At 36.3% G+C, this 18,995-nt stretch carries 20 protein-coding genes; 12 read left to right on the top strand and 8 right to left on the bottom strand.

Features of this window, described 5'->3' with window-relative positions; translation table 11 throughout:
• Positions 1–36: 36 nt before the first annotated feature.
• From QW284_06995 to QW284_06985, 3 genes are read right to left on the bottom strand one after another with little or no spacing between them, the layout of a single operon-like run.
• Entirely contained in the window at positions 37–510 is a 474-nt protein-coding gene (locus QW284_06995) for a hypothetical protein (GenBank protein ID MEM0339418.1), read from the bottom strand.
• Between the two features lie 19 nt (positions 511–529).
• The gene (locus tag QW284_06990) at positions 530–1,363 is read right to left on the bottom strand and encodes a hypothetical protein (protein MEM0339417.1); all 834 of its coding nucleotides are present in this window, start codon (positions 1,361–1,363) and stop codon (positions 530–532) included.
• Between the two features lie 4 nt (positions 1,364–1,367).
• Complete coding sequence (locus tag QW284_06985) at positions 1,368–2,810, bottom strand: glycosyltransferase family 39 protein (protein MEM0339416.1); 1,443 nt, start codon at positions 2,808–2,810, stop codon at positions 1,368–1,370.
• A 168-nt stretch (positions 2,811–2,978) separates the two neighbouring features.
• Between QW284_06985 and QW284_06980 the strand changes: the two genes are divergently transcribed.
• The 6 genes from QW284_06980 (at position 2,979) to QW284_06955 (ending at position 7,887) form a co-directional block, all read left to right on the top strand.
• Entirely contained in the window at positions 2,979–4,355 is a 1,377-nt protein-coding gene (locus QW284_06980) for a RuvB-like domain-containing protein (GenBank protein ID MEM0339415.1), read from the top strand.
• Between the two features lie 31 nt (positions 4,356–4,386).
• Entirely contained in the window at positions 4,387–4,641 is a 255-nt protein-coding gene (locus QW284_06975) for a helix-turn-helix domain-containing protein (protein ID MEM0339414.1), read from the top strand.
• Between the two features lie 102 nt (positions 4,642–4,743).
• Complete coding sequence (gene cas4, locus QW284_06970) at positions 4,744–5,373, top strand: CRISPR-associated protein Cas4 (GenBank protein MEM0339413.1); 630 nt, start codon at positions 4,744–4,746, stop codon at positions 5,371–5,373.
• Between the two features lie 129 nt (positions 5,374–5,502).
• Entirely contained in the window at positions 5,503–5,904 is a 402-nt protein-coding gene (gene speD, locus QW284_06965; GenBank protein MEM0339412.1) for an adenosylmethionine decarboxylase, read from the top strand.
• Between the two features lie 360 nt (positions 5,905–6,264).
• Positions 6,265–7,086, top strand: coding sequence for a GDP-mannose dehydrogenase (locus QW284_06960; protein MEM0339411.1), 822 nt, complete (start codon positions 6,265–6,267; stop codon positions 7,084–7,086).
• 75 nt (positions 7,087–7,161) lie between these two features.
• Positions 7,162–7,887: a thioredoxin family protein gene (locus QW284_06955; GenBank protein MEM0339410.1), complete on the top strand. Its 726-nt coding sequence runs from the start codon at positions 7,162–7,164 to the stop codon at positions 7,885–7,887.
• A gap of 4 nt (positions 7,888–7,891) precedes the next feature.
• Here the strand turns inward: QW284_06955 and QW284_06950 are convergent, their stop codons facing one another.
• A complete protein-coding gene (locus tag QW284_06950) occupies positions 7,892–8,731 on the bottom strand; it encodes a hypothetical protein (GenBank protein ID MEM0339409.1) in 840 nt (279 codons plus the stop codon).
• Between the two features lie 188 nt (positions 8,732–8,919).
• Positions 8,920–9,138 carry a hypothetical protein gene (locus QW284_06945; GenBank protein ID MEM0339408.1) on the bottom strand — a complete coding sequence of 73 codons (219 nt, stop codon included), beginning with the start codon at positions 9,136–9,138 and terminating at the stop codon, positions 8,920–8,922.
• A 93-nt stretch (positions 9,139–9,231) separates the two neighbouring features.
• Between QW284_06945 and leuS the strand changes: the two genes are divergently transcribed.
• From leuS to QW284_06925, 4 genes are all read left to right on the top strand, one after another.
• Positions 9,232–12,150 carry a leucine--tRNA ligase gene (gene leuS, locus QW284_06940; protein ID MEM0339407.1) on the top strand — a complete coding sequence of 973 codons (2,919 nt, stop codon included), beginning with the start codon at positions 9,232–9,234 and terminating at the stop codon, positions 12,148–12,150.
• A 69-nt stretch (positions 12,151–12,219) separates the two neighbouring features.
• Entirely contained in the window at positions 12,220–12,477 is a 258-nt protein-coding gene (locus QW284_06935) for a hypothetical protein (protein ID MEM0339406.1), read from the top strand.
• A gap of 58 nt (positions 12,478–12,535) precedes the next feature.
• Positions 12,536–13,729, top strand: coding sequence for a nicotinate phosphoribosyltransferase (locus tag QW284_06930; protein MEM0339405.1), 1,194 nt, complete (start codon positions 12,536–12,538; stop codon positions 13,727–13,729).
• Positions 13,730–13,789: 60 nt separating this feature from the next.
• Complete coding sequence (locus tag QW284_06925; protein MEM0339404.1) at positions 13,790–14,503, top strand: hypothetical protein; 714 nt, start codon at positions 13,790–13,792, stop codon at positions 14,501–14,503.
• Positions 14,504–14,813: 310 nt separating this feature from the next.
• Here QW284_06925 and QW284_06920 read toward each other — a convergent pair whose 3' ends face one another.
• The 3 genes from QW284_06920 to cysS all read right to left on the bottom strand — a co-directional run bounded on the left by QW284_06920 (position 14,814) and on the right by cysS (position 17,750).
• Positions 14,814–15,332: a hypothetical protein gene (locus QW284_06920; protein MEM0339403.1), complete on the bottom strand. Its 519-nt coding sequence runs from the start codon at positions 15,330–15,332 to the stop codon at positions 14,814–14,816.
• A 670-nt stretch (positions 15,333–16,002) separates the two neighbouring features.
• Positions 16,003–16,338 carry a hypothetical protein gene (locus QW284_06915; protein ID MEM0339402.1) on the bottom strand — a complete coding sequence of 112 codons (336 nt, stop codon included), beginning with the start codon at positions 16,336–16,338 and terminating at the stop codon, positions 16,003–16,005.
• Positions 16,320–17,750 carry a cysteine--tRNA ligase gene (gene cysS, locus QW284_06910; protein MEM0339401.1) on the bottom strand — a complete coding sequence of 477 codons (1,431 nt, stop codon included), beginning with the start codon at positions 17,748–17,750 and terminating at the stop codon, positions 16,320–16,322. The genes QW284_06915 and cysS overlap by 19 nt, the downstream gene beginning before the upstream one ends.
• Positions 17,751–17,913: 163 nt before the next feature.
• Here cysS and QW284_06905 point away from each other — a divergent pair, with 163 nt between their 5' ends.
• Both QW284_06905 and QW284_06900 read left to right on the top strand, forming a co-directional pair.
• Positions 17,914–18,336, top strand: coding sequence for a hypothetical protein (locus QW284_06905; GenBank protein ID MEM0339400.1), 423 nt, complete (start codon positions 17,914–17,916; stop codon positions 18,334–18,336).
• A 1-nt stretch (position 18,337) separates the two neighbouring features.
• The gene (locus tag QW284_06900) at positions 18,338–18,889 is read left to right on the top strand and encodes a hypothetical protein (GenBank protein MEM0339399.1); all 552 of its coding nucleotides are present in this window, start codon (positions 18,338–18,340) and stop codon (positions 18,887–18,889) included.
• Positions 18,890–18,995 lie beyond the last annotated feature (106 nt).

Raw genomic sequence — 18,995 nt, 5'->3', positions numbered from 1 at the left:
TTCTTTATTCTTTTACTACTTTAATAGTTATTTTAGTTATTTCCTAACTTGTTTCACTAGTTGTGTTGCTGTCACAACCTCTTCATCTATTGCAACTACCTTGCTCTTCAATTCTTCTACTGAGCTTAGAACCTCAGATAATTTTGCATCCATGATTTGTAATGTTTCCAAAAACTCTTTTCCTCTACTGGTCAGCTGAAGCTTTTTGGTTTTTGGATCTGCTTCGATCAGACCTACATATAACAAGGCTTTTAGGTCCTCAAGCAGATCTTTTACTATAACTCTGTTGCCCAACTTGACAATTGTGTAACCTAGATCTATCTTCTTTTCGTCGTGGAGTATAGTTACTAAATAGGACAAGCCCTTTTCGCTGACTGCGTTTAGCACTTTAATTATGTGTAGCAATGTCATTTTTCTCTTATCATTTTTTATCGTATCTATTGTGACAACTTGTGTTGAAAATGTTTTAAGTTCCTTAGTTTTTTGTTGTTGTACCTGTTTTTCAGGCATTTTGAAAACACCAAGCAATTTACCTTACTTTGTTAACATCTGTAGTGTACTTAATAAGCTCACTAGCTTCATTACCATAAACCTTAATGAAGAGACTCTCACTTGGTATGGCACGTTGATTGTCTGAAACAGCCCTCAACTTGTTTTCAATAATTGTTTTTAATACTTCTATCATATGGTAAATAGATGTTGCAATACTGATAGCAATCTTATATGTATTTGCTTGCAGAACCAAGAATCTAAGTAGTGCAACTAGTAGAGTTATATTAATTATGGTTAGAATAATGATTACAAGGCTCGCAGATGGATGCAAAATTAAACCAGCTAAAGAGGCTGTCAATGATGGGAGAATAGCTAAAGGCTCTAGAGTAAGCACCAATAGCAATTTAAGGTATAGCGATAAAAGTGTAGCCATTATTATGAACAATGTTATGAATGTGAGGGATAAGAAGCTAGTGATATTTAATATTTGAAATTGATATAAGATGGCTAATGAAGTGATGCTAGAAACCATTGAAATAAATGTTACAATCGTAAGAAGCAGGCTCAATCTAACTGTACAAACACTGAATTCAATGCCTAGCTCTTTTACATCACTTGAAATACCTTTGATAATGGGAGTAACCTGAGTTAAAAAGTCTTTAAGCTCACTTTTTTCTAAGAGTTCTTTAAGATTAGTTAACTGTGTAAGGATTTTTTCCAATATTTTTAGCGATTTTATAGAAATGAGAAATTGTTGACTTTTTTCCAGTTCATGGATGGAACTCCTTAGATCATCTACATTAAGACCTAGATGTGAAAGGGTAGCAACTAAGTTGCTAAGTGTTTTTCCAAGATCTTTTTCTATAACCATGTTTTCAGCCTAACAAAACCAAGATTATGTGCCATGCATTTTCGAAGACATGTTTCCATGCTTCAAAGGTTTTGATGACAGTCTCTCTCCAAATATATTCGTACAGCTGTATGACAAGGTAAATGTAGATATATGGCGTTATTTGGACCGCATAGAAACTGTACTGCGATCTAGAACCGACAAGCCAAAGCATTACATAGGCTAAAACAAACCCAGTTAGTATAAACCAAGGTTTTTTACTCACGGAATCAAAGACTCTATAAGCTGTTGTGAGCATCAATAGAATAAAGCTTAGAGCATAAGCCGGCACAAAGCCTTGTGCATATATCGTCACTCCCATTGGGTATATGTAAAGGGGGAAAGAGTTTAGACCGAAGAACCATTCCCAGGGAGCAGATGATATAGGACATTCATTTCCAACACATTTGACTCTAAGATGCCATGAGATGGCTCCTAACATACTTTGGTTGAGCCATGTATCCAATCCAAACTTGAGTATTATTGGTATTGACACCGCTAATTGGAAAAAGATAAAGGATAGTAGCATCAGTATGAAGAGATCCACGGATCTAGAGACTATTTTTAGGAATCTTTTTTCACCTTTTCTAATAAGGTTGTTTATATATAACAAAAGTATTGGTAGAAAGGCTAGAAGTGCTGTAAATTTGAATGTAGATGCAAAGCCTAGTGCTATAATGGACTCTCTATATCTTTCATTAACGGCTAGTAGAATTGCTAGGGCTGTAGACATAGCCACATATATATCCAGTAAAGCAATAGAGGCAAGATTCCTCATCATAGGATCAACAGCTATTGCAGAAGCTATTATGAGTCCAAGCTCATTGGATTTTGTGAGCTTTTTTGCAATTAGAAAAGAGATTATAACCGTTAGAGAACCCATTATAATTGATGGAATGCGCCAATAAAGTGGTCTATCTCCAAGCAAAGCCATGACAATAGCTATTATGTACTTTGCCATTGGGGGATGCTCAAGATTAAAATAAGTGTTTATACCTTCGGCATCGCCTAGGATCCATCCATAGACAACATCACTCGCATTGGTGGTAGCTGCAAACCTCTTTATATTATTTGCATCTTTTGCGTGAACGTAAATAGCGTTTATCTTATTAAAAGATGTTGTGATAACTGTTACTTCATACTGTGATGCAATTGATGCGGCCTTTAAAGCATCATTTTTAGTGGGGTACACTAATGTTGCATTAAATCCGCCTACCTGCTTAGGCTCTAGTCCAAATACTGCTCTCAAAATATTTCTAGCAGCATCAACATACCACACCTCATCAGATACATAGCCTTTTGCACCCAAATAGAATCTCTGTAGCTCCTCTTTCTCAAAGCTTAGAGCTTGCACTGCGGCTAGATATATATGAACAGCAATGATTGCTAACAAAATAACTAATGTAATATAATCAAACTGTTTTTTCACCATGTATACCCGCTGACCATTTTTGTTGGCTGGGTATGGATATAATTTCTATTTTATAGACACTTTTAATAATTTTCATCAGGTCATAGTAACAGCTCACCTAAGATAAAAGGTTATAAGCTTGGAATTGTATAGAGATAAATTGATGTAGATGATTGGTGAAGTTTTTTGAGTATGATAAGAGAGGTAAAGGAAGAATCGAAAAGAGAGATGTTGAAGAGGATAAGTGCACATAGCCACATAAGGGGGCTGGGTTTAGATGAGAAAGGTGAGCCAAAATACATTGCAGATGGTCTTGTGGGACAGCTAGAGGCAAGGAAGGCGGCTGGAATAGTTGTTAAGATGATTAAAGAGGGTAAGCTTGCTGGAAGAGGAATATTGTTTGTTGGTCCACCAGGCTCGGGCAAAACAGCGCTTGCAATTGCAATAGCAAGAGAACTTGGCGAAGATACACCCTTCGTAATGATAAATGGTGCTGAGCTTTATTCGACTGAGGTTAAAAAGACGGAAATTTTGATGAGAGCTGTTAGAAGAGCAATTGGGATCAGAATAAGGGAGTTAAGAAGGGTTTATGAAGGTGTTGTAAAGGAGATCAAGTTTGCTTTAGCATCTCACCCATTTAACCCATATGTTAAGGTACCACGTGGTGCTAGAGTAACCCTTGCTACAAAGGATGAAGAGAAAACACTAGAGGTAGACCAGTCTATAGCTATGCAGCTTGCGCAACTTTCTGTAAGGAGAGGTGATTTGATAAGTATAGATGCTGATTCTGGTGAGGTTTTTAAGCTTGGCAGAGTGAAGGGGGTAGAAAAGGCAAAATACTATGATATAGAGACATCTAGGGTTTTAGAGGAGATTCCAAAGGGGAGGATATTCAAGGAGAAAGAGATTGTGAGAACTGTTACGCTACACGACTTGGATGAAGCATACGCGGCGCAGAAGAGGGCTGTAATATCATTGATTGGTGTTGGATCCGAGGAGAGGGAAATAGATCCCGAGATCAGAAAAGCTGTTGATGAATCTGTTAGAAAAGCGTTGAGCGAGGGCAAGGTAACCCTTGTTCCAGGTGTGTTATTCATAGACGATGTGCATATGCTTGATATAGAGGCATTCAGCTTTCTAACAAGAGTGATGGAAAGCGAGTTCTCACCAATACTTATACTCGCCACAAACAGAGGTATAACAAGAATTCGTGGCACTGATTATGAAGGCCCTCACGGCATGCCTCTCGATCTTTTGGATAGACTTCTAATCATAAGTGTAAGACCATATAACCCAGATGAGATAAGGGAAATAATAATGATCAGAGCCGAGGAGGAGGAGATAAAACTCTCTAAGGATGCAATAGAGTATTTAGTTAAGATAGCAAGTGAAAGAAGCTTGAGGTATGCAATCCAATTAATGCAGCCAGCTAGAATCATTGCCGAGAGGAAGGGCAGAGACGAAATAAAAGAAGAGGATGTTGAAGAGGCATGCAAATTATTTATAGATGTTTCACAAAGCGTTGAGTTAGCAAAGAAATGGGAGAGCAAGTTCCTTAAATAGATTAAGCTTAGGATAAAAAGGTTGGAATGTTATGTCTCAAGATACAGACCTAATGCAGAAATTTCTAAAGTTTATGGACTATGTTCATCCTCTGGGGAAAAATGAAGAACATATATATACAGTTAATGAACTGGCAGAAATGTGGGGCATCGATAGAGAAAAGGTTAAGACTATTCTGAGGAAGTTGCGAAGAGAGGGCTTCATAAGAAGAACCAAAGGTGGTGGATACAAACTCACGCTAGCTGCAAGGATTTTGATTAGAATATATAAACGGGTCAAAAAGTAAGAAGTTCTTAGATGATGATCACGGCTGTTTCTGAAAACTTGATGACAACCCGTGTTACTGAGCAACTCTATTAATTAACTAGGTAAAGTAAGTGGGGAAACCATGTCAAATTTTGATATTGTTAATCTGGTTTATGGTTGGCGTATAGAGGAGGCTAGAAAAAAGTTGGAAAAGAAGCTTGAGAATGAAATTTACATTACTGATCTAATTTACTGTCCACTAAAATACCACTACCAGAGGATGTATAAAGAGATAGCAATAGCAAATGCGTTTGACCCTATTACAATATCTGGAGAGCTAATTCATTTAGGCATTGGCAAGGTACTTGCAGATCTCTTAGGTAAGGATAATGTAAAATTAGAAGTAGAATATGAGAAGGAGATGGTGATTGATGGTGCCACATATATTGTAAAAGGGCGTGTAGATGCTGTTGTAGGTGATTGGCTAGTAGAGATTAAGTCTAGCAGATCTGATTTAAGCATTCCACATCAGCATCATACTCTACAGGTTAGGCTATATCTTTGGTTAACAGGATTAAGAAAAGCTGTATTGCTCTATATTACACAAAACAGGATATCACAGTATTTCATAGAAGACCCTGTTTCAGATGGTGAAGTAGCAGATCTCATTCGAAGTATTCTGTCGTTAAAACCAGCTCCTAGATACAGTTGGGAGTGTTCATACTGTCAATACGCGATTTTATGCCCTAATAAGAAAACAACGCAATCATGATAAAGGCAGAAATGAAAGCTATGCCGCTAACTAAATGAATAAAACTTCAAAAAGGTTTAGCTATTTATTTAGCATAGAGCTTATAAGCCTGCTACTCATAGCTAGCCTGTCTCTAGGCGTCAAACAAAAATGGATCAAGGCAATAAAAATCAAACTGAAATGGATAGAATAGTAGGAAAGCATGTGTATGGAAATCTATATGAAGTCGATGTAGATATAGCTAAAGATGAGGATAAGCTAAGGCAAATAGCGATAGAGGCGGCTAAGATAGCTAACATGACTTTGCATGAGGTTAAGAGTTGGAGCTTTGGAGGGAAAAAAGGGGGTGTATCAGTGATAGCACTTGTTCTCGAAAGCCATATAGCTATTCATACTTGGATAGAATATAGATATGCGACAGTCGATGTTTATACTTGCGGCGAGAAAAGCGATCCCTGGAAAGCATTTGAATACATTGTAAGAAACTTAAAACCAAAGTACTACACAGTAAACTACGCAGATAGAAGCAGCTTCGAAGCAATAAGATCATAATCATAAATAATGCGATAAGTCGTGATGATGGTAAAGGCACTGATGTGTGATGTAGCTGAGCTACTCTGATTCTCGTTTATATAATGTTTTTTAATTTCACTTAATTGGACATGATGTTGGTGTCCTAGCCTGACTAAAAATAATGATGAGTTGATTCCGGCGCTGAAGTGTATGTTCTTAGTGATGAACTGGAAAGCTTATGTGAATAATGCAACGCATGCCCATAAAATCTCTTATCAATTCTTGAGAGGGAAGGGAATAGTCTTGCGCTAATAACACATGTGTTAATATTTGAACTATCTATCTATTTTTAAGCCTAGGCTGTAAATAATTTGTACAACTGCAGAGTGGTGATGATAAGTGGATAAGATAGTTGTGATTGGATTAGGTGAGGTCGGCAGTGCAGTTTATAGAGTATTTGAATATAGTGGCAAATTTGAGGTTTATGGATATGATATAGATCCTAGCAAGACAATTAATAGGCTTGAGGAAATTCCCCAAAATATTGATTTCATGCATATAGCAATACCTTATTCGCCAAGATTTGTTGATATCGTGAAACAGTATGTAGCTAAATTTAGGCCAGGATATATAGTGATACATTCTACAGTAGCTCCAGGGACAACGAGAGAGATTTACAATGAAACCTCTATTCCAACAGCATTCTCGCCTGTAAGAGGGAAGCATCCAAATATTGTTAGACATCTATACTTTTGGCCCAAATGGGTTGCAAGTCTTCCTTTAGGAAAGTTATCAATTTTTATCTTACATCATTTTCTCGCCGGATTCAAGGTGAAGGAGTATAGAGGTAATCCGGAGACACTGGAACTAGCAAAACTGTGGGAAACGGTTTACAGAGCTATAATGATAGCTTCTTGGCATGAAATACATAGGATCGCCTTAAGGTTTGGTGCAGACATAGAAGCTATTGCGCAATTTGTTGGTGAAGTACATGAAGTTTTGCATGATAGACCAATATACTATCCAGATTATATAGGGGGGCACTGTCTTATTCCAAATACTAAGATACTTAACTCGGTGTATCCATCAAAGATATTTGAGTTTGTATTGCAGTCGAATGAAAAGAGGATAGATGAATTGAAAGATGAGAAGGTGCGTAGTGACGTTGAAAGAATGAAGCTACTGGTTCAAAGGTACATTAACAGAGATTATTATTCGTGACGATTTTCACATGAGAAATGCTTTTAAGTAGAATCAGGAAGATGTTAGAGTATCTCGAGTAACGGTGAACAAGAAATGACATCAGAATATGCTTTACCACCATACATTGAAGAGATGTTCAAGTTTGATGTCACAGATAGTGATATTGAAGCACTTAAAGAAACGTTAAGGGATATGAAGACACAGGTCAAACTAAAGCTTTTCACAACTGGGAATAATAGGCAATGTTTCTCATGCTTAGAGACAGAAAAGTTGCTGAATGTTTTAATTGAAGCAAGTCCGCCAATAGGTTCCGAGAAAGCCATCATAATTGAAAAATACGATTTAGAAACAAGCACTGAAATGTTCAAGAAATACGATGTTAGTAGGGTACCAACCATACTGCTTCTCGATGGTGCTATAACGTACTATGGAATGCCAGCAGGAGAAGAAATTAAAGCGTTAGTTGAAACAATCATTAGAATAAGCACAAGCGATCATGGACTTTCTACGACAACTATCAATGAATTATCCAAGTTGAAGGGCAAAGCCATTATCGAAACTATTGTGACACCACCATGTCCCTACTGTCCATATGCTGTCTTGCTGGCAAATATGTTTGCATATGCCAGTAAATTGTATGGGTTCAACAATGTAAAATCTGTAGTTGTTGAGGCATATGAGAATCCAGATATAGCAGATAAATATGCTGTTACAACTGTTCCCACAATTGCAATAAATGGTAGAGTTGTGTTTGTTGGATTACCATATGAGACACAGTTGCTTAAAGCAGTAAAGAGACTAGCACAACTAGAGTTGTAAAAGATCAAACTATTTTTGGTTGTAGACAAAGTCTTATTTGGGATTCAGATAATGGTGCCATAGCCATTCTTATAACGTTATGCCTATAATCATATTCGACATCATCTATTTGAATTTTCATGACCCTACTGCCATAAACCTTAATGATGCTGTTGATAGCATTGCTGGTAATGTTGTACGAAGTCATTTCTATGCAACGATTATAGAAGTTATGTGGAATTAGAATTGAATATGGGTCGACAACCTCTATAAGAGGTGTATAATGTAATTTGCCAATGGCTATGTTAGATCTGTGTATAGCTGTCTCTACAAGTAATCTCCTAACGGCTGGTACCACAGGCTCTCTTGATACATACATGCAATCCCCATGGTATTCGATAGAGATGTGATGACGACTTGAATATGCAATTCTAGCTGGATCCTTAAAAACTATAGATAAACCCGACTTTTTTTCTTCCAGTATGTTAATGGCTATGACTGATGATAATCCGCTGGTCATCGCTAATTCAGCCTTTAATAATGCAAAAGGCTTAGCTCTAACTATTTGCAGAGACTCGAACTTTTTAGAAGAATAAATGGTGATGTAATTATTGCTTCCACATATTTTACAAAGATTATCCAAGCAATAGATGGAGCTTTCAATTGAGAACTCAAAAGAAAAACCGTCATATTCAAAACTTTTTGAATGATGTTTGAGAACCTTATCACTGTCAATGGGATAGCATACAGACATTCCTAGGCAAAGAAGGTGCTCTTCTCCCCATATAACATTAGATGTATAGGGAAAAATATTCACAAGCTCGTCTCCTTGTCCATCAGAAAAACCGATGCTCTGCATAAACATAAGGAAACTATGTGCTATATGGTCCGTTCGCGATAATATCTTCATCAAATCTGTAGGGGGCAAGTTTCGTCATCCCATTTCAGAGGCTACCAAATTCCTCATTAAAGGTCCATCGGCTACGACCAAGATCATCACTTATCCTATATATGATTCTACTCACAGCAATATATGTTTTAAACATTAATGGGTCACAAGTTTAGAATTCTACGTGAAAATATATAGAGTCCATAGATGATGAGGAGACCAATGAAAATCAACAGTGATAGTGAAAACCCATCACCAAGAATTTTTCGTAATATGTTTATGAAACTTAGAATAAGTAGGATAATCGCATCTATCAAGGCTACAAATATAGTTGAGTACATAACAACCTTTACAATATTTCTTCCAGTGGTACACCTACTCAATATTTTCAACCAATCTAATTTCTTAATTTAAAATTTAAAATTATTTTAATAAATTATTAAAGAACTAAAGTGATACATAAAGGTAGTTCATGCATGGCTAACAACGTTAACGAATATTTTGTTCAACTAGCATATAAGTGGAGTAAAATATTAAACGAGGAAAAGCTGTATCAAGCAGATCCAGACAGTTCCAAGCCAAAATTTTTCATAACTGCTGCCTACATGTACCCTAATGGACCTATTCACATAGGCCATGGAAGAACTTATCTTATAGCTGATATCATAGCTAGGTTCAAAAGATTGCAGGGATACAATGTATTATTTCCAATGGGATTTCACTATACAGGAACACCAATAATAACAATGGCTGAGGCTATCGAAAATGGAGATAAGGATCTGATTTATCTGCTTAAGAATGTTTATGGTGTAACTGATGAAGATATCAAAAAAATGGTGGATCCATTATACTTGGCAAGATATTTTCATAGCGTGTCAAAGGAAGTCATGAAGCTCTACGGGCTCTCAATTGATTGGAGGAGAGAATTCACAACCATAGATGAAGACTATAAATCATTTATACAATGGCAATTTCTTACACTCTATGAGAAAGGGTACATAGAGAGAGGTACGCACCCCGTAGGATGGTGTCCAAGACATGAAATGCCTGTGGGAATGCATGACACCAAGGGTGATGTTGAGCCAGAGATAGGAGAATTTGTGGCAATACTATTTAGGGACGAGAATGGTGTGGCATATCCAACAGCTACATTGAGACCCGAGACTATATTTGGCGTGACCAACATATGGGTGAATCCAGATAGGTACTATCTAAAAATAAGGTTAAATAATGGAGATTTATGGATAGTTGGAGAAGATGCTGCCTCGAGACTTAAATATCAGTTAGACTTCGAGGTTGTGGATAGGTTTTTAGGAAATTCTCTTATTGGTATATTTGTCACAAATCCAATTACAGGAGAAAGAGTACCTGTATTGTCTGCGCCATTTGTTGATACATCATTTGCTACAGGTATTGTTATGAGTGTCCCTGCTCATGCACCTTATGATGCTATTGCCTTGGAGGATATTAAGAGCAATGAGAAACTAAAAGAATTTGTTAGTGGTATAGCGCCAAAGGTAATTATCGAAGTTGATGGGGAAAGAATTGCTACAGCTTATCAAGCATTAAAGCAATTCAAAATCTTATCGCAAACAGAGAGGGAGAAGCTCGATGAAGCAACCAGATATGTGTATTCACTAGAATATCAAAGAGGATTTATGATTAAAGATCTCAAGGTTTTAGATCAATTCAGAGAATATATAGAGAAGGAGGTATGTGGCAGCCCTGTTAAGAATGCTCGAGAAGCTATGAAGAACCTTATGGTGAATAATAACTTGGGTGTAATTGTATATGAAATATTGAATAGACCTGTTTATTGCAGATGCGGTACAGAAATTGTTGTGAAGTTGCTAAAGGATCAGTGGTTTATAAATTATGGAAATGAATCTTGGAAGACCGTTGCAAGAGAAGCTTTAGAGAAAATGAAGATAGTGCCTCCAGAGGCGCGGGCACAATTCGAAGCAACAATAGATTGGCTTAAAAGAAGGGCATGCGCGAGGACTAGAGGACTTGGAACACCTTTACCTTGGGATGAAAAGTGGATTATTGAAAGTCTTAGCGACTCAACTATATACATGGCTTTTTACACAGCGGTTCACAGAATTAGGGAGATTTTGCATGGGATTAAGGCATTGCCTAAGGAATTCTGGGATTATATATTCTTGGGTAAGGGTGATTCAGAAAGTGTAGCCAGGTTAATAAATGCAAAAGGCAAGGATATTGAGGATCTGAGAAAGGAATTCCTATATTGGTACCCCTTAGATATGAGGGTTAGTGGTAAAGATTTGATTCCAAATCACCTCACATTCTTCATATTTAATCATGTGGCTTTGTTTCCAAGTAGCCTATGGCCTAAGGGTATAATAGCCAATGGATGGGTTCTCATAAAACAACAGAAGATGAGCAAGTCTGCAAGAAATATAATACCTCTTAAGAATCTTATTGATGAATATGGGACAGATATAGTTAGGCTATTGTTAGCATTGAATGCTGAGGTTTATCAGGATGAAAACATAGACATGGATATGCTTAGCAAATTAGGTAAATCTGAATATCCTCAGCTATTGCTAGATATACACGATATGATAATCCAAATCTATAATAATGCGTCTAGACTAAGAGCAGAGGAAACAACTCTTGATCAACTGTTTTTCACAAAATTCGATTACATTGTCAACGAAATAGTGGAGTTAATGGAGGAGTACAAATTAAGGGAGGCAGGAATCAAGATATTCTATGAAATAAAAGAGCTGATAGATTCATATCTAAAGCTTGTTGAAACACCCTCAAGGAGGATTATAAATGCGATTAAAATATGGCTTGGTCTAATAAGCGTTTACACACCATATATAGCAGAAGAGATATGGAGCAAAACATTTGCAGAAGGTAGGATAACGGCGGAGGTACTTGAGCTACCTAAGGGATACGACAAAAACATGTTAATGTCGTTTAGATATGCTGATACGATAATAGATCACATAAACAACATAGCAAAAGCTTTGAAAAAGCCTAGTATTAACCTAGTTGTTGTATATGTTGCTTCAAAGAATATGCAGAAGATTATGAAGAATGTGCTTAAAACATTATCAATCGGTTTAAAAGTGAATGATATAATAGATAACGTATCTAAAGAAATGAATTTGAGTAAAAAAGAATTTGGAAAGGTAATTAAGGCACTCTATGATGTTGCAGTAGCAGTTCCAGAGGATCTGAGGAAACTCTATATGGAGAGTGATATTGATGAGTTAGATGCCTTAAAGATAGCGAAGATATATATCGAGAAGAGGCTCAACGCAAGGGTTATGATATATGATGCAGAAGACCCAACGGCACCAGATTATGGAGCAAAGAAGAAGATAGCGCAACCTCTGAGACCCGGTATATATGTTGAGTAATAACGCTTTTTTATCTCAGTAAAGCTTATTTTGCTAAATAATAGCTGAAAAACCCTATGGTGAGAAATAATGAGTTCGGAGATGGGAGGAAGAACAAAGGCTAGGCTTGTGGAGGTGCGAAGAATTGTGGGTAAGAAGCGTATAAGAGATAAGACATATAGTTATGATTACTATACACTATCATTAAACTTGTATGTGCCGAGGAATATTGTTGATAAGTATGGCAAAGAATTTGTTGTTATTAAGGAAGAAGAAACAGGCATAATCACAATAATGCCAAGAAAAATAGCGGAAGAGAAGGGGATAAAAATAGAGAGTAGTAAGTGAAGGTAGGCTTAAATAAAAATATCTCCCCAATAATACACAGATTTTTAAGGAGTCTTCAATGACAAGTTCTAATCCAAGGTTCTATATATTTAGTGAAGAAGATATTAAAAAGGGGTATGCTACAGACATATACTTCGTTAGAAGCAGGGAGATACTAGAAAGATATGATCTTTGCAACAAAATTGTCAGATATGAGATTCATGCATATGGTCTTCCGAATAACTACAAATGGGCTGTTTTCACAGGTCTGGAAGAGGCTATAGCACTATTACAAAATTTACATGTAACACTTTACTCCGTGCCTGAGGGAACATTGTTTTCATCGTTGCAACCACTAGCTGTATTAGAAGGCAAAATATGTGATATAATAACAATAGAAACATCATTACTAGGCATATTGAGGTTTTATAGTAGTGTATCAACAAAAGCAGCTAGGATAAAGAAAAAAGCTGGCAATAAACAAGTAGTATTCTTTGGGCTAAGAGTTCAACACCCAGCAATAGCACCTGCATTAGATAGAGCAGCCTATATAGGGGGCTGTGATGCCGTTTCTGGAGCCTTTAGCAAAGAATACCTCGGTATCGAACCAAAGGGAACAATACCACATGCGTTAATAATAGTTTTTGGAGATCCAGTTAAAGCATGGAAAGCATTTGACAGTGTGATGCCAGAGGAGGTTCCCCGCATTGCTCTTGTCGATACATTTTATGATGAACGCTATGAAAGCCTGCTTGCAGCACAAGCCCTTGGGAAAAAACTGTGGGGAGTTAGGCTTGATACACCAAGAAGCAGAAGAGGAGATATCTACCTAATTGCTCAAGAAGTTAGATGGACCCTTAAACTCCACGGATATGAGAACATTAAGATAGTTATAAGTGGTGGTCTTGATGAAGACAATATAGAAAGATTAAGAGATGTTGCAGATGTTTTTGGTGTTGGTACATCAATAGCGTTTCCACCATCAGTTGATTTAAGTATGGATATTGTAGAAATCTATGATGAAAAAGAAGGGAGGTGGATTCCAATCACAAAACGGGGTAAGCTTCCGGGGTTTAAGCAATTATATAGATGTAAACCAATTATTGAAGACTATGTAGATATCCCAGGAAAAACAATTATGTGCAGTAATGGCGAAATAGCAAAGCCCATGCTTAATAAGGTGTTAGAAGACGGAAAAATATTGGCGCAGCTCCCTGAACCTCATGAGATAAGGCAATATGTATTAGAGCAGCTTAAATATGTTGAAATTTGATAAAAATTTAATGCTTTTTATGCAATATAATACTCAAGTCTAGTAATTGTAGGTTAAATAATGAAAACCATTATAATAAGAGTTGATGAAAAAACATATGAAGAACTATTGGCCAAGGCTAAGTCAGAAGGTTTTCTAACTGTCTCTGAATATGCTAGGGCCCTAATAGTTAAAAGCTTAGGGAAGGAAACCGTAGCAAAAGAGGTGGCAGAAAAAGCAGAGAAATCAGTCACTATGACAGCCGATAAGATAGTGCAACTTCTTGAACGGAGAATACAAGATAAAATTAACCCTTTTACTTCGAAAATAGATGAGCTCAATAGGAAGTATAGCGAGTTTATCGAGAGACTAGAAATATTAGAAGAGAGAATAAAGAATCTAGAGGAAAAAATATCCTCATCTCATCAAGTTGCTGAGAAATCTGTGACCAAGGAGAAGAAAGGAGGGGGCAGAAAATCAGCTATAGATATTCTTCGTGAACAAAAGGTAATATTTGAAAGAGACATTGCGACAAGAATAAGGGATAGAGATAGTTTTTTCAGCAAGCTTGAAAGAGAAGGGGCAAAAATTATTGAAGGAAAGGATGAGAGAATAGCAGTAGAATCTGCTTACTGGAATGAATTTATTAAAAAAATAGAAAGCTTGGATACTAATAATGATGAAGAATTGCAAAAAATCTTAGATGCAATAGACATGCGACTCTTTAAAAAACTCAAGGAATCTGCATTACTTGTATACAATACAACATTAAAGAAGTGGCAAGTACTCGTCTAATCATGGATGTGATGAAGCCCGTGCCTCAGCTGATGAAATGATGTTAGAATCCCCAACTGACTTTGATATACCAATACAATGTCTAATTGTATGTATAATCATCTCAATGTCTTACCTAAAGGTTAAAAACAACATCATTACCTGATATACATATCCTAAAATAGTGTATATTTTGCTGGGTTTAAAACTCAGAAAAATTGGCATTAGGTTTTTAGTACAGTTAATGCCGGTGTGGATCTATGGAATTTGATTGCTCAGCATGAATCTAAATAGATCTTATTTTTTGGGATAATGAAAGAGACTGACTTAATTATGATGATAGGAGCTTGGAAGCTTTAGCACAGACGCTAAATTCATCTGAGTACCTTAGTAATGCTGTAGAAACTTCTCCAATTAATCTCATAATGATAGACCTCTTAGTAATGGCATTATCAGCATCGTTTATTAAAATAGTATCGCTAAATTCATTGAACTTTATTTTTATCTCTCTCTCACTGAATGATATCGAGTTTTTGTGATAGGAGGCAGTGATAGATGTACCATCATATGAAATGCTTATTTGAGGCTCAATTCTTGATAATGATACAATCGGACCATTTTCATAGTAAAACCACTTAAAGCATATCCTACCATTCTTTATATTGCTAAACGTTTTATCCATTACTATTGCCTTGCTCAGGAATGTTCTAACGGAGGTTATAAACGATACTACCTCTGATAAAACTTGTAGATATCTTTTATCAACTTTGCCCGAAGTTGCTTTCTTCAACGTATCTTCATATGCTTTTTCTAATGTTTGGACATATTTGAGCATATAGGAGATATTCATACTCTGTATCCTCTAGAGTTCTCTTAATTGATAAATCATTTTTATAGTGAATAGCCATCTTTATTCTACTTCAGTGAAAGGTTTAAAAGCTTTGAAAGCTTTTAGGTGCATGTTTAATGTCTAATAAGAGCACTCCAATACTGTCACCTGAATTAAACGTGTTAAATATGGGTTGTTGGAGGGTGAGGACAAAGGGATTTAATATAGGATAAGTAAATTATTGGTTGAGTATGGAATGTGCAAATATAAAATGAAGCACGGCTCAGAATAAGTTATCAATCTATTAAATATTAGGCATATCATATATTCTTTGATATCAAACAGAAGTAGCATAATCTATGTACTTCATCTAATTCAATGGAACAGTTATGACATACTTTTCTTCCGCAGTTGCTACATCTGCCCACCGACAAAGAACTCCTACATATATCACATAAAGTCTCGGCACATATAGCGCACATTCTATTCTTTTCATTGTAGTGCGTTTCGCATACATATCTATTGCATATTGTACATATATATTTAGCTGGTTTAACTTTGCAAATCTCGCAATATGTGACGTATAAGCTTAATTTTGTTTTAGTGTCTAAAGATTTATAGAGGGATGACCTAAGGAGCATCTCTGACTTATGATGTTGGGTGGAGCGACGGGGACCTCGCATAATTTTTCCTAAATAGCTGATGCATTTGCATTTTTAATATTGTTAATTAAGCTTTGTATACTAAGATCATTTTTAGAATACAATATTTTTTTACACATGTTTAACAATTCACTACTTTGCACAATGTTATTCTCTATATAGATTCTTATACCAAGATCAAGATATTTAGTGAAAATATCTCGGTATCTAAAAGCATTTTTTGTTGATGATGCAATAAATATTAATGTAAAGAATTTTCCTCTGCTTCTTCTGGTCTCTAGTGCTGTAAAATCTAGTAATTTTTCCAGTTCCTTCTCTGGAATGTTTTCAGATGCTATACTACAAATCATCTTTCCCACACCCATTTGCTTTCATCTTTATAATCGAAAATCTTTATACCTAATGCCAGGAGTTCTTGTCTTATTCTATCACTTAATTCATATTCTTTTCTCTTTCTAAGCTCAGTTCTAACCCTAATTATTAGGTCAACAAGTTTCTCTATGAGCTCTAAATCGACGGCGATTTTCTCCTTTAGATACTTATCCAAAACACCTAGCACAGTGTTAAAGTTTACAAGGATTGAGTAGGCTCTTAGCGCTAGCTCATATGTTTCTTTTCTCATGACATCCTTAAATATTGTAGAAAGAACATTGTTTACTGCTTCTAGTGCTTTTGGAGTATTGAAATCGTTTGACATGGCCTCGTGGAACATCATTTCACCGGCTTCCAACTTGCTTAAAATTGAAATTTCTTCATCGGTTAAATAATGTGATATTCTCGGGCTTTTTATTATGTTTCTCAAATTTTCAATAGCTGTTACAAGTCGTTGGTATAAAACTCTGTACTCTTGTAATATATTTTCATTGAATTCAAGTTGTTTTCTGTAATGTGCTGAAAAAACCCAGAGACGAAGAACCTCTGGCGAGAATTTTTCTATAGCCTCTTTAGCCGTTATTACATTGCCTAGACTTTTACTCATTTTTTCTCCTCTTACTGTTAAATAACCTACGTGAAGCCAGTATTTTACCCAAGGCTTTACACCATATGCTGCCTCGGCCATAGCGATCTCATTTTCATGGTGAGGGAATATAAGATCTTGTCCACCACCATGTATGTCAAACTGTGTTCCAAGATACCGGCTACTCATTACAGCACATTCTGTGTGCCACCCTGGTCTTCCACGTCCCCATGGAGACTCCCACCATGGTTCTCCAGGCTTTGCTGCTTTCCATAATGCAAAATCGTATGGATTTCTTTTCTCTGCTAAAAACTCTTCCTCTTGACGCCATTCCTCACTCTTAAACCTTTTTGAAAGTTTACCATAATCCGAAACTGTTGACACATCGAAATATACAGAACCACTTGGTGCTACGTAGGCATGGCCTTTTTCAATGAGTTTTTCAACGAATTCTATTATCTCTTTGATATGTTCCGTAACCTTGGGATGAATATCAATAACTATGTCAAGCTTCGTCAACACATCTAAGTATTCCCTTGTATACCTATCTGCTATTTCACTCCAAGACACACCTTCTTCATTGGCTCTTTTAATGATTTTATCATCTATATCTGTAATGTTTTGAACGTGTATGAAGGTATATCCCCTAAGCTTGAGGTACCTCTTTATAAAGTCAAAGGCTAGATAGGCTCTTATATGCCCTAAATGAGTATAGTCATAGACTGTTGGTCCGCAAAAGTATGCTTTTATCAATGGAGGTGAAAGAGGCTGGAAAGGTTCTACAGATCTTGTTAACGTATTATATATTTTTATTGACACAAAAGTTTTTCACCATAATCAAGATTTGTTGTTTGCTAGACTTAAAAAAGATTTTCTTAAAAAATTTCATGTATAGCATAGAAAAACAGTGATTTCATGTTATTAATGGGTTTATCAATAGCTTAAAAAGTTTATAGTGTAAAATGGTCTTGGTGCAAACAGAGTGTCCTATTACCAAGGTAGGAGAAGAGGGCTTTACATAATTGATGAAAGATTTGTTGGTAGAAGCATAGAGGTTTACACCATTGATGGTAGTAAATTAATGGGCCTAGTTGATGAGGTTACAAATCATGAGATAGGAATGCTAGTTGAAAACGTTGCCGTAATTGTTTCTAGACAGGCTATAGTATATGTGGTTACAGGGCAGAGCGATGTTCATGGCTATGGAGAATGTTGTGATAAGGAATACGTTCTTGACGAGGATTTGATAGGATCCGATGCTGATATAAAACTTGTTAATGGTCAAGATTTGAATGGAAGGATTGTGAAGATATCTAGGAACGAGGTTGCTTTGCTACATCAAAATAGAGCTTATGTGATCCCACGAGGGGTAATATCATATATTAAAATATTGAAGAGGTTGTAAAATGAGCTTTAACGTCTTAATAACCCTAGATCCAAGCAAAGAGAACATTGATTGGGCATTTTCACAAGTGAATAACTGTGTTGGAACCTCATATGTTATTGTAAAGGTTAGATCATCACTTATTCTGCTCAGCGTATCCGAGCCATATAGATTCTGGTTTGAAATGAAGAAGTGCTTGCAAGGAAAAGACACACCTATACATAGGATTATACCAGTGGATGATTTAGTTGATCCCATGATACATAAGGTTGCCGAAAAAGCAAGGAGCCTTGCACTTGCGAGAATCCCTCCAAATGCCTCATATAGAATTACGTTGCATGGTAAGATATTCAAAGTAGATGATAGTGGAAAGCTTGTCAAGATGCATACAATTGAAGCTATAAAGGTAATCGCTGAGGGAATCGAAAGAAGGGTTGATTTAGAGAATCCTGAGTGGGTTGTGTATATAAGGACAGTACCCATGAGAAGATGGTATATAGTGGCTACGATAAGTGTTGCTAAAGCCGCTGTTTTCAAAAATATTAGACTCGGTGAAGCAGTGGATCCACTATAAGACAATCATGGTATATAATGCTTGTCTAAGTAGATGAAGATCTCCACTGGAACTTAACTTTTGATGACCTCATTATGAGCCCTAATACTAAGAAGAGTATGCCAAT

The organism is Ignisphaera sp. (genome assembly GCA_038735125.1).
GTDB lineage: Archaea > Thermoproteota > Thermoprotei_A > Sulfolobales > Ignisphaeraceae > Ignisphaera.
This window is presented reverse-complemented; position numbering and strand designations above follow the sequence as displayed.

Coding starts and splice junctions, on each gene's coding strand:
- QW284_06995 (MEM0339418.1), bottom strand. CDS start 510: ATGCCTGAAAAACAGGTACAACAACAAAAAACTAAGGAACTTAAAACA.
- QW284_06990 (MEM0339417.1), bottom strand. CDS start 1,363: ATGGTTATAGAAAAAGATCTTGGAAAAACACTTAGCAACTTAGTTGCT.
- QW284_06975 (MEM0339414.1), top strand. CDS start 4,387: ATGTCTCAAGATACAGACCTAATGCAGAAATTTCTAAAGTTTATGGAC.
- cas4 (MEM0339413.1), top strand. CDS start 4,744: ATGTCAAATTTTGATATTGTTAATCTGGTTTATGGTTGGCGTATAGAG.
- speD (MEM0339412.1), top strand. CDS start 5,503: ATGGATCAAGGCAATAAAAATCAAACTGAAATGGATAGAATAGTAGGA.
- QW284_06955 (MEM0339410.1), top strand. CDS start 7,162: ATGACATCAGAATATGCTTTACCACCATACATTGAAGAGATGTTCAAG.
- QW284_06950 (MEM0339409.1), bottom strand. CDS start 8,731: ATGTTTATGCAGAGCATCGGTTTTTCTGATGGACAAGGAGACGAGCTT.
- leuS (MEM0339407.1), top strand. CDS start 9,232: ATGGCTAACAACGTTAACGAATATTTTGTTCAACTAGCATATAAGTGG.
- QW284_06935 (MEM0339406.1), top strand. CDS start 12,220: ATGAGTTCGGAGATGGGAGGAAGAACAAAGGCTAGGCTTGTGGAGGTG.
- QW284_06930 (MEM0339405.1), top strand. CDS start 12,536: ATGACAAGTTCTAATCCAAGGTTCTATATATTTAGTGAAGAAGATATT.
- QW284_06925 (MEM0339404.1), top strand. CDS start 13,790: ATGAAAACCATTATAATAAGAGTTGATGAAAAAACATATGAAGAACTA.
- QW284_06920 (MEM0339403.1), bottom strand. CDS start 15,332: ATGAATATCTCCTATATGCTCAAATATGTCCAAACATTAGAAAAAGCA.
- QW284_06915 (MEM0339402.1), bottom strand. CDS start 16,338: ATGGGTGTGGGAAAGATGATTTGTAGTATAGCATCTGAAAACATTCCA.
- QW284_06900 (MEM0339399.1), top strand. CDS start 18,338: ATGAGCTTTAACGTCTTAATAACCCTAGATCCAAGCAAAGAGAACATT.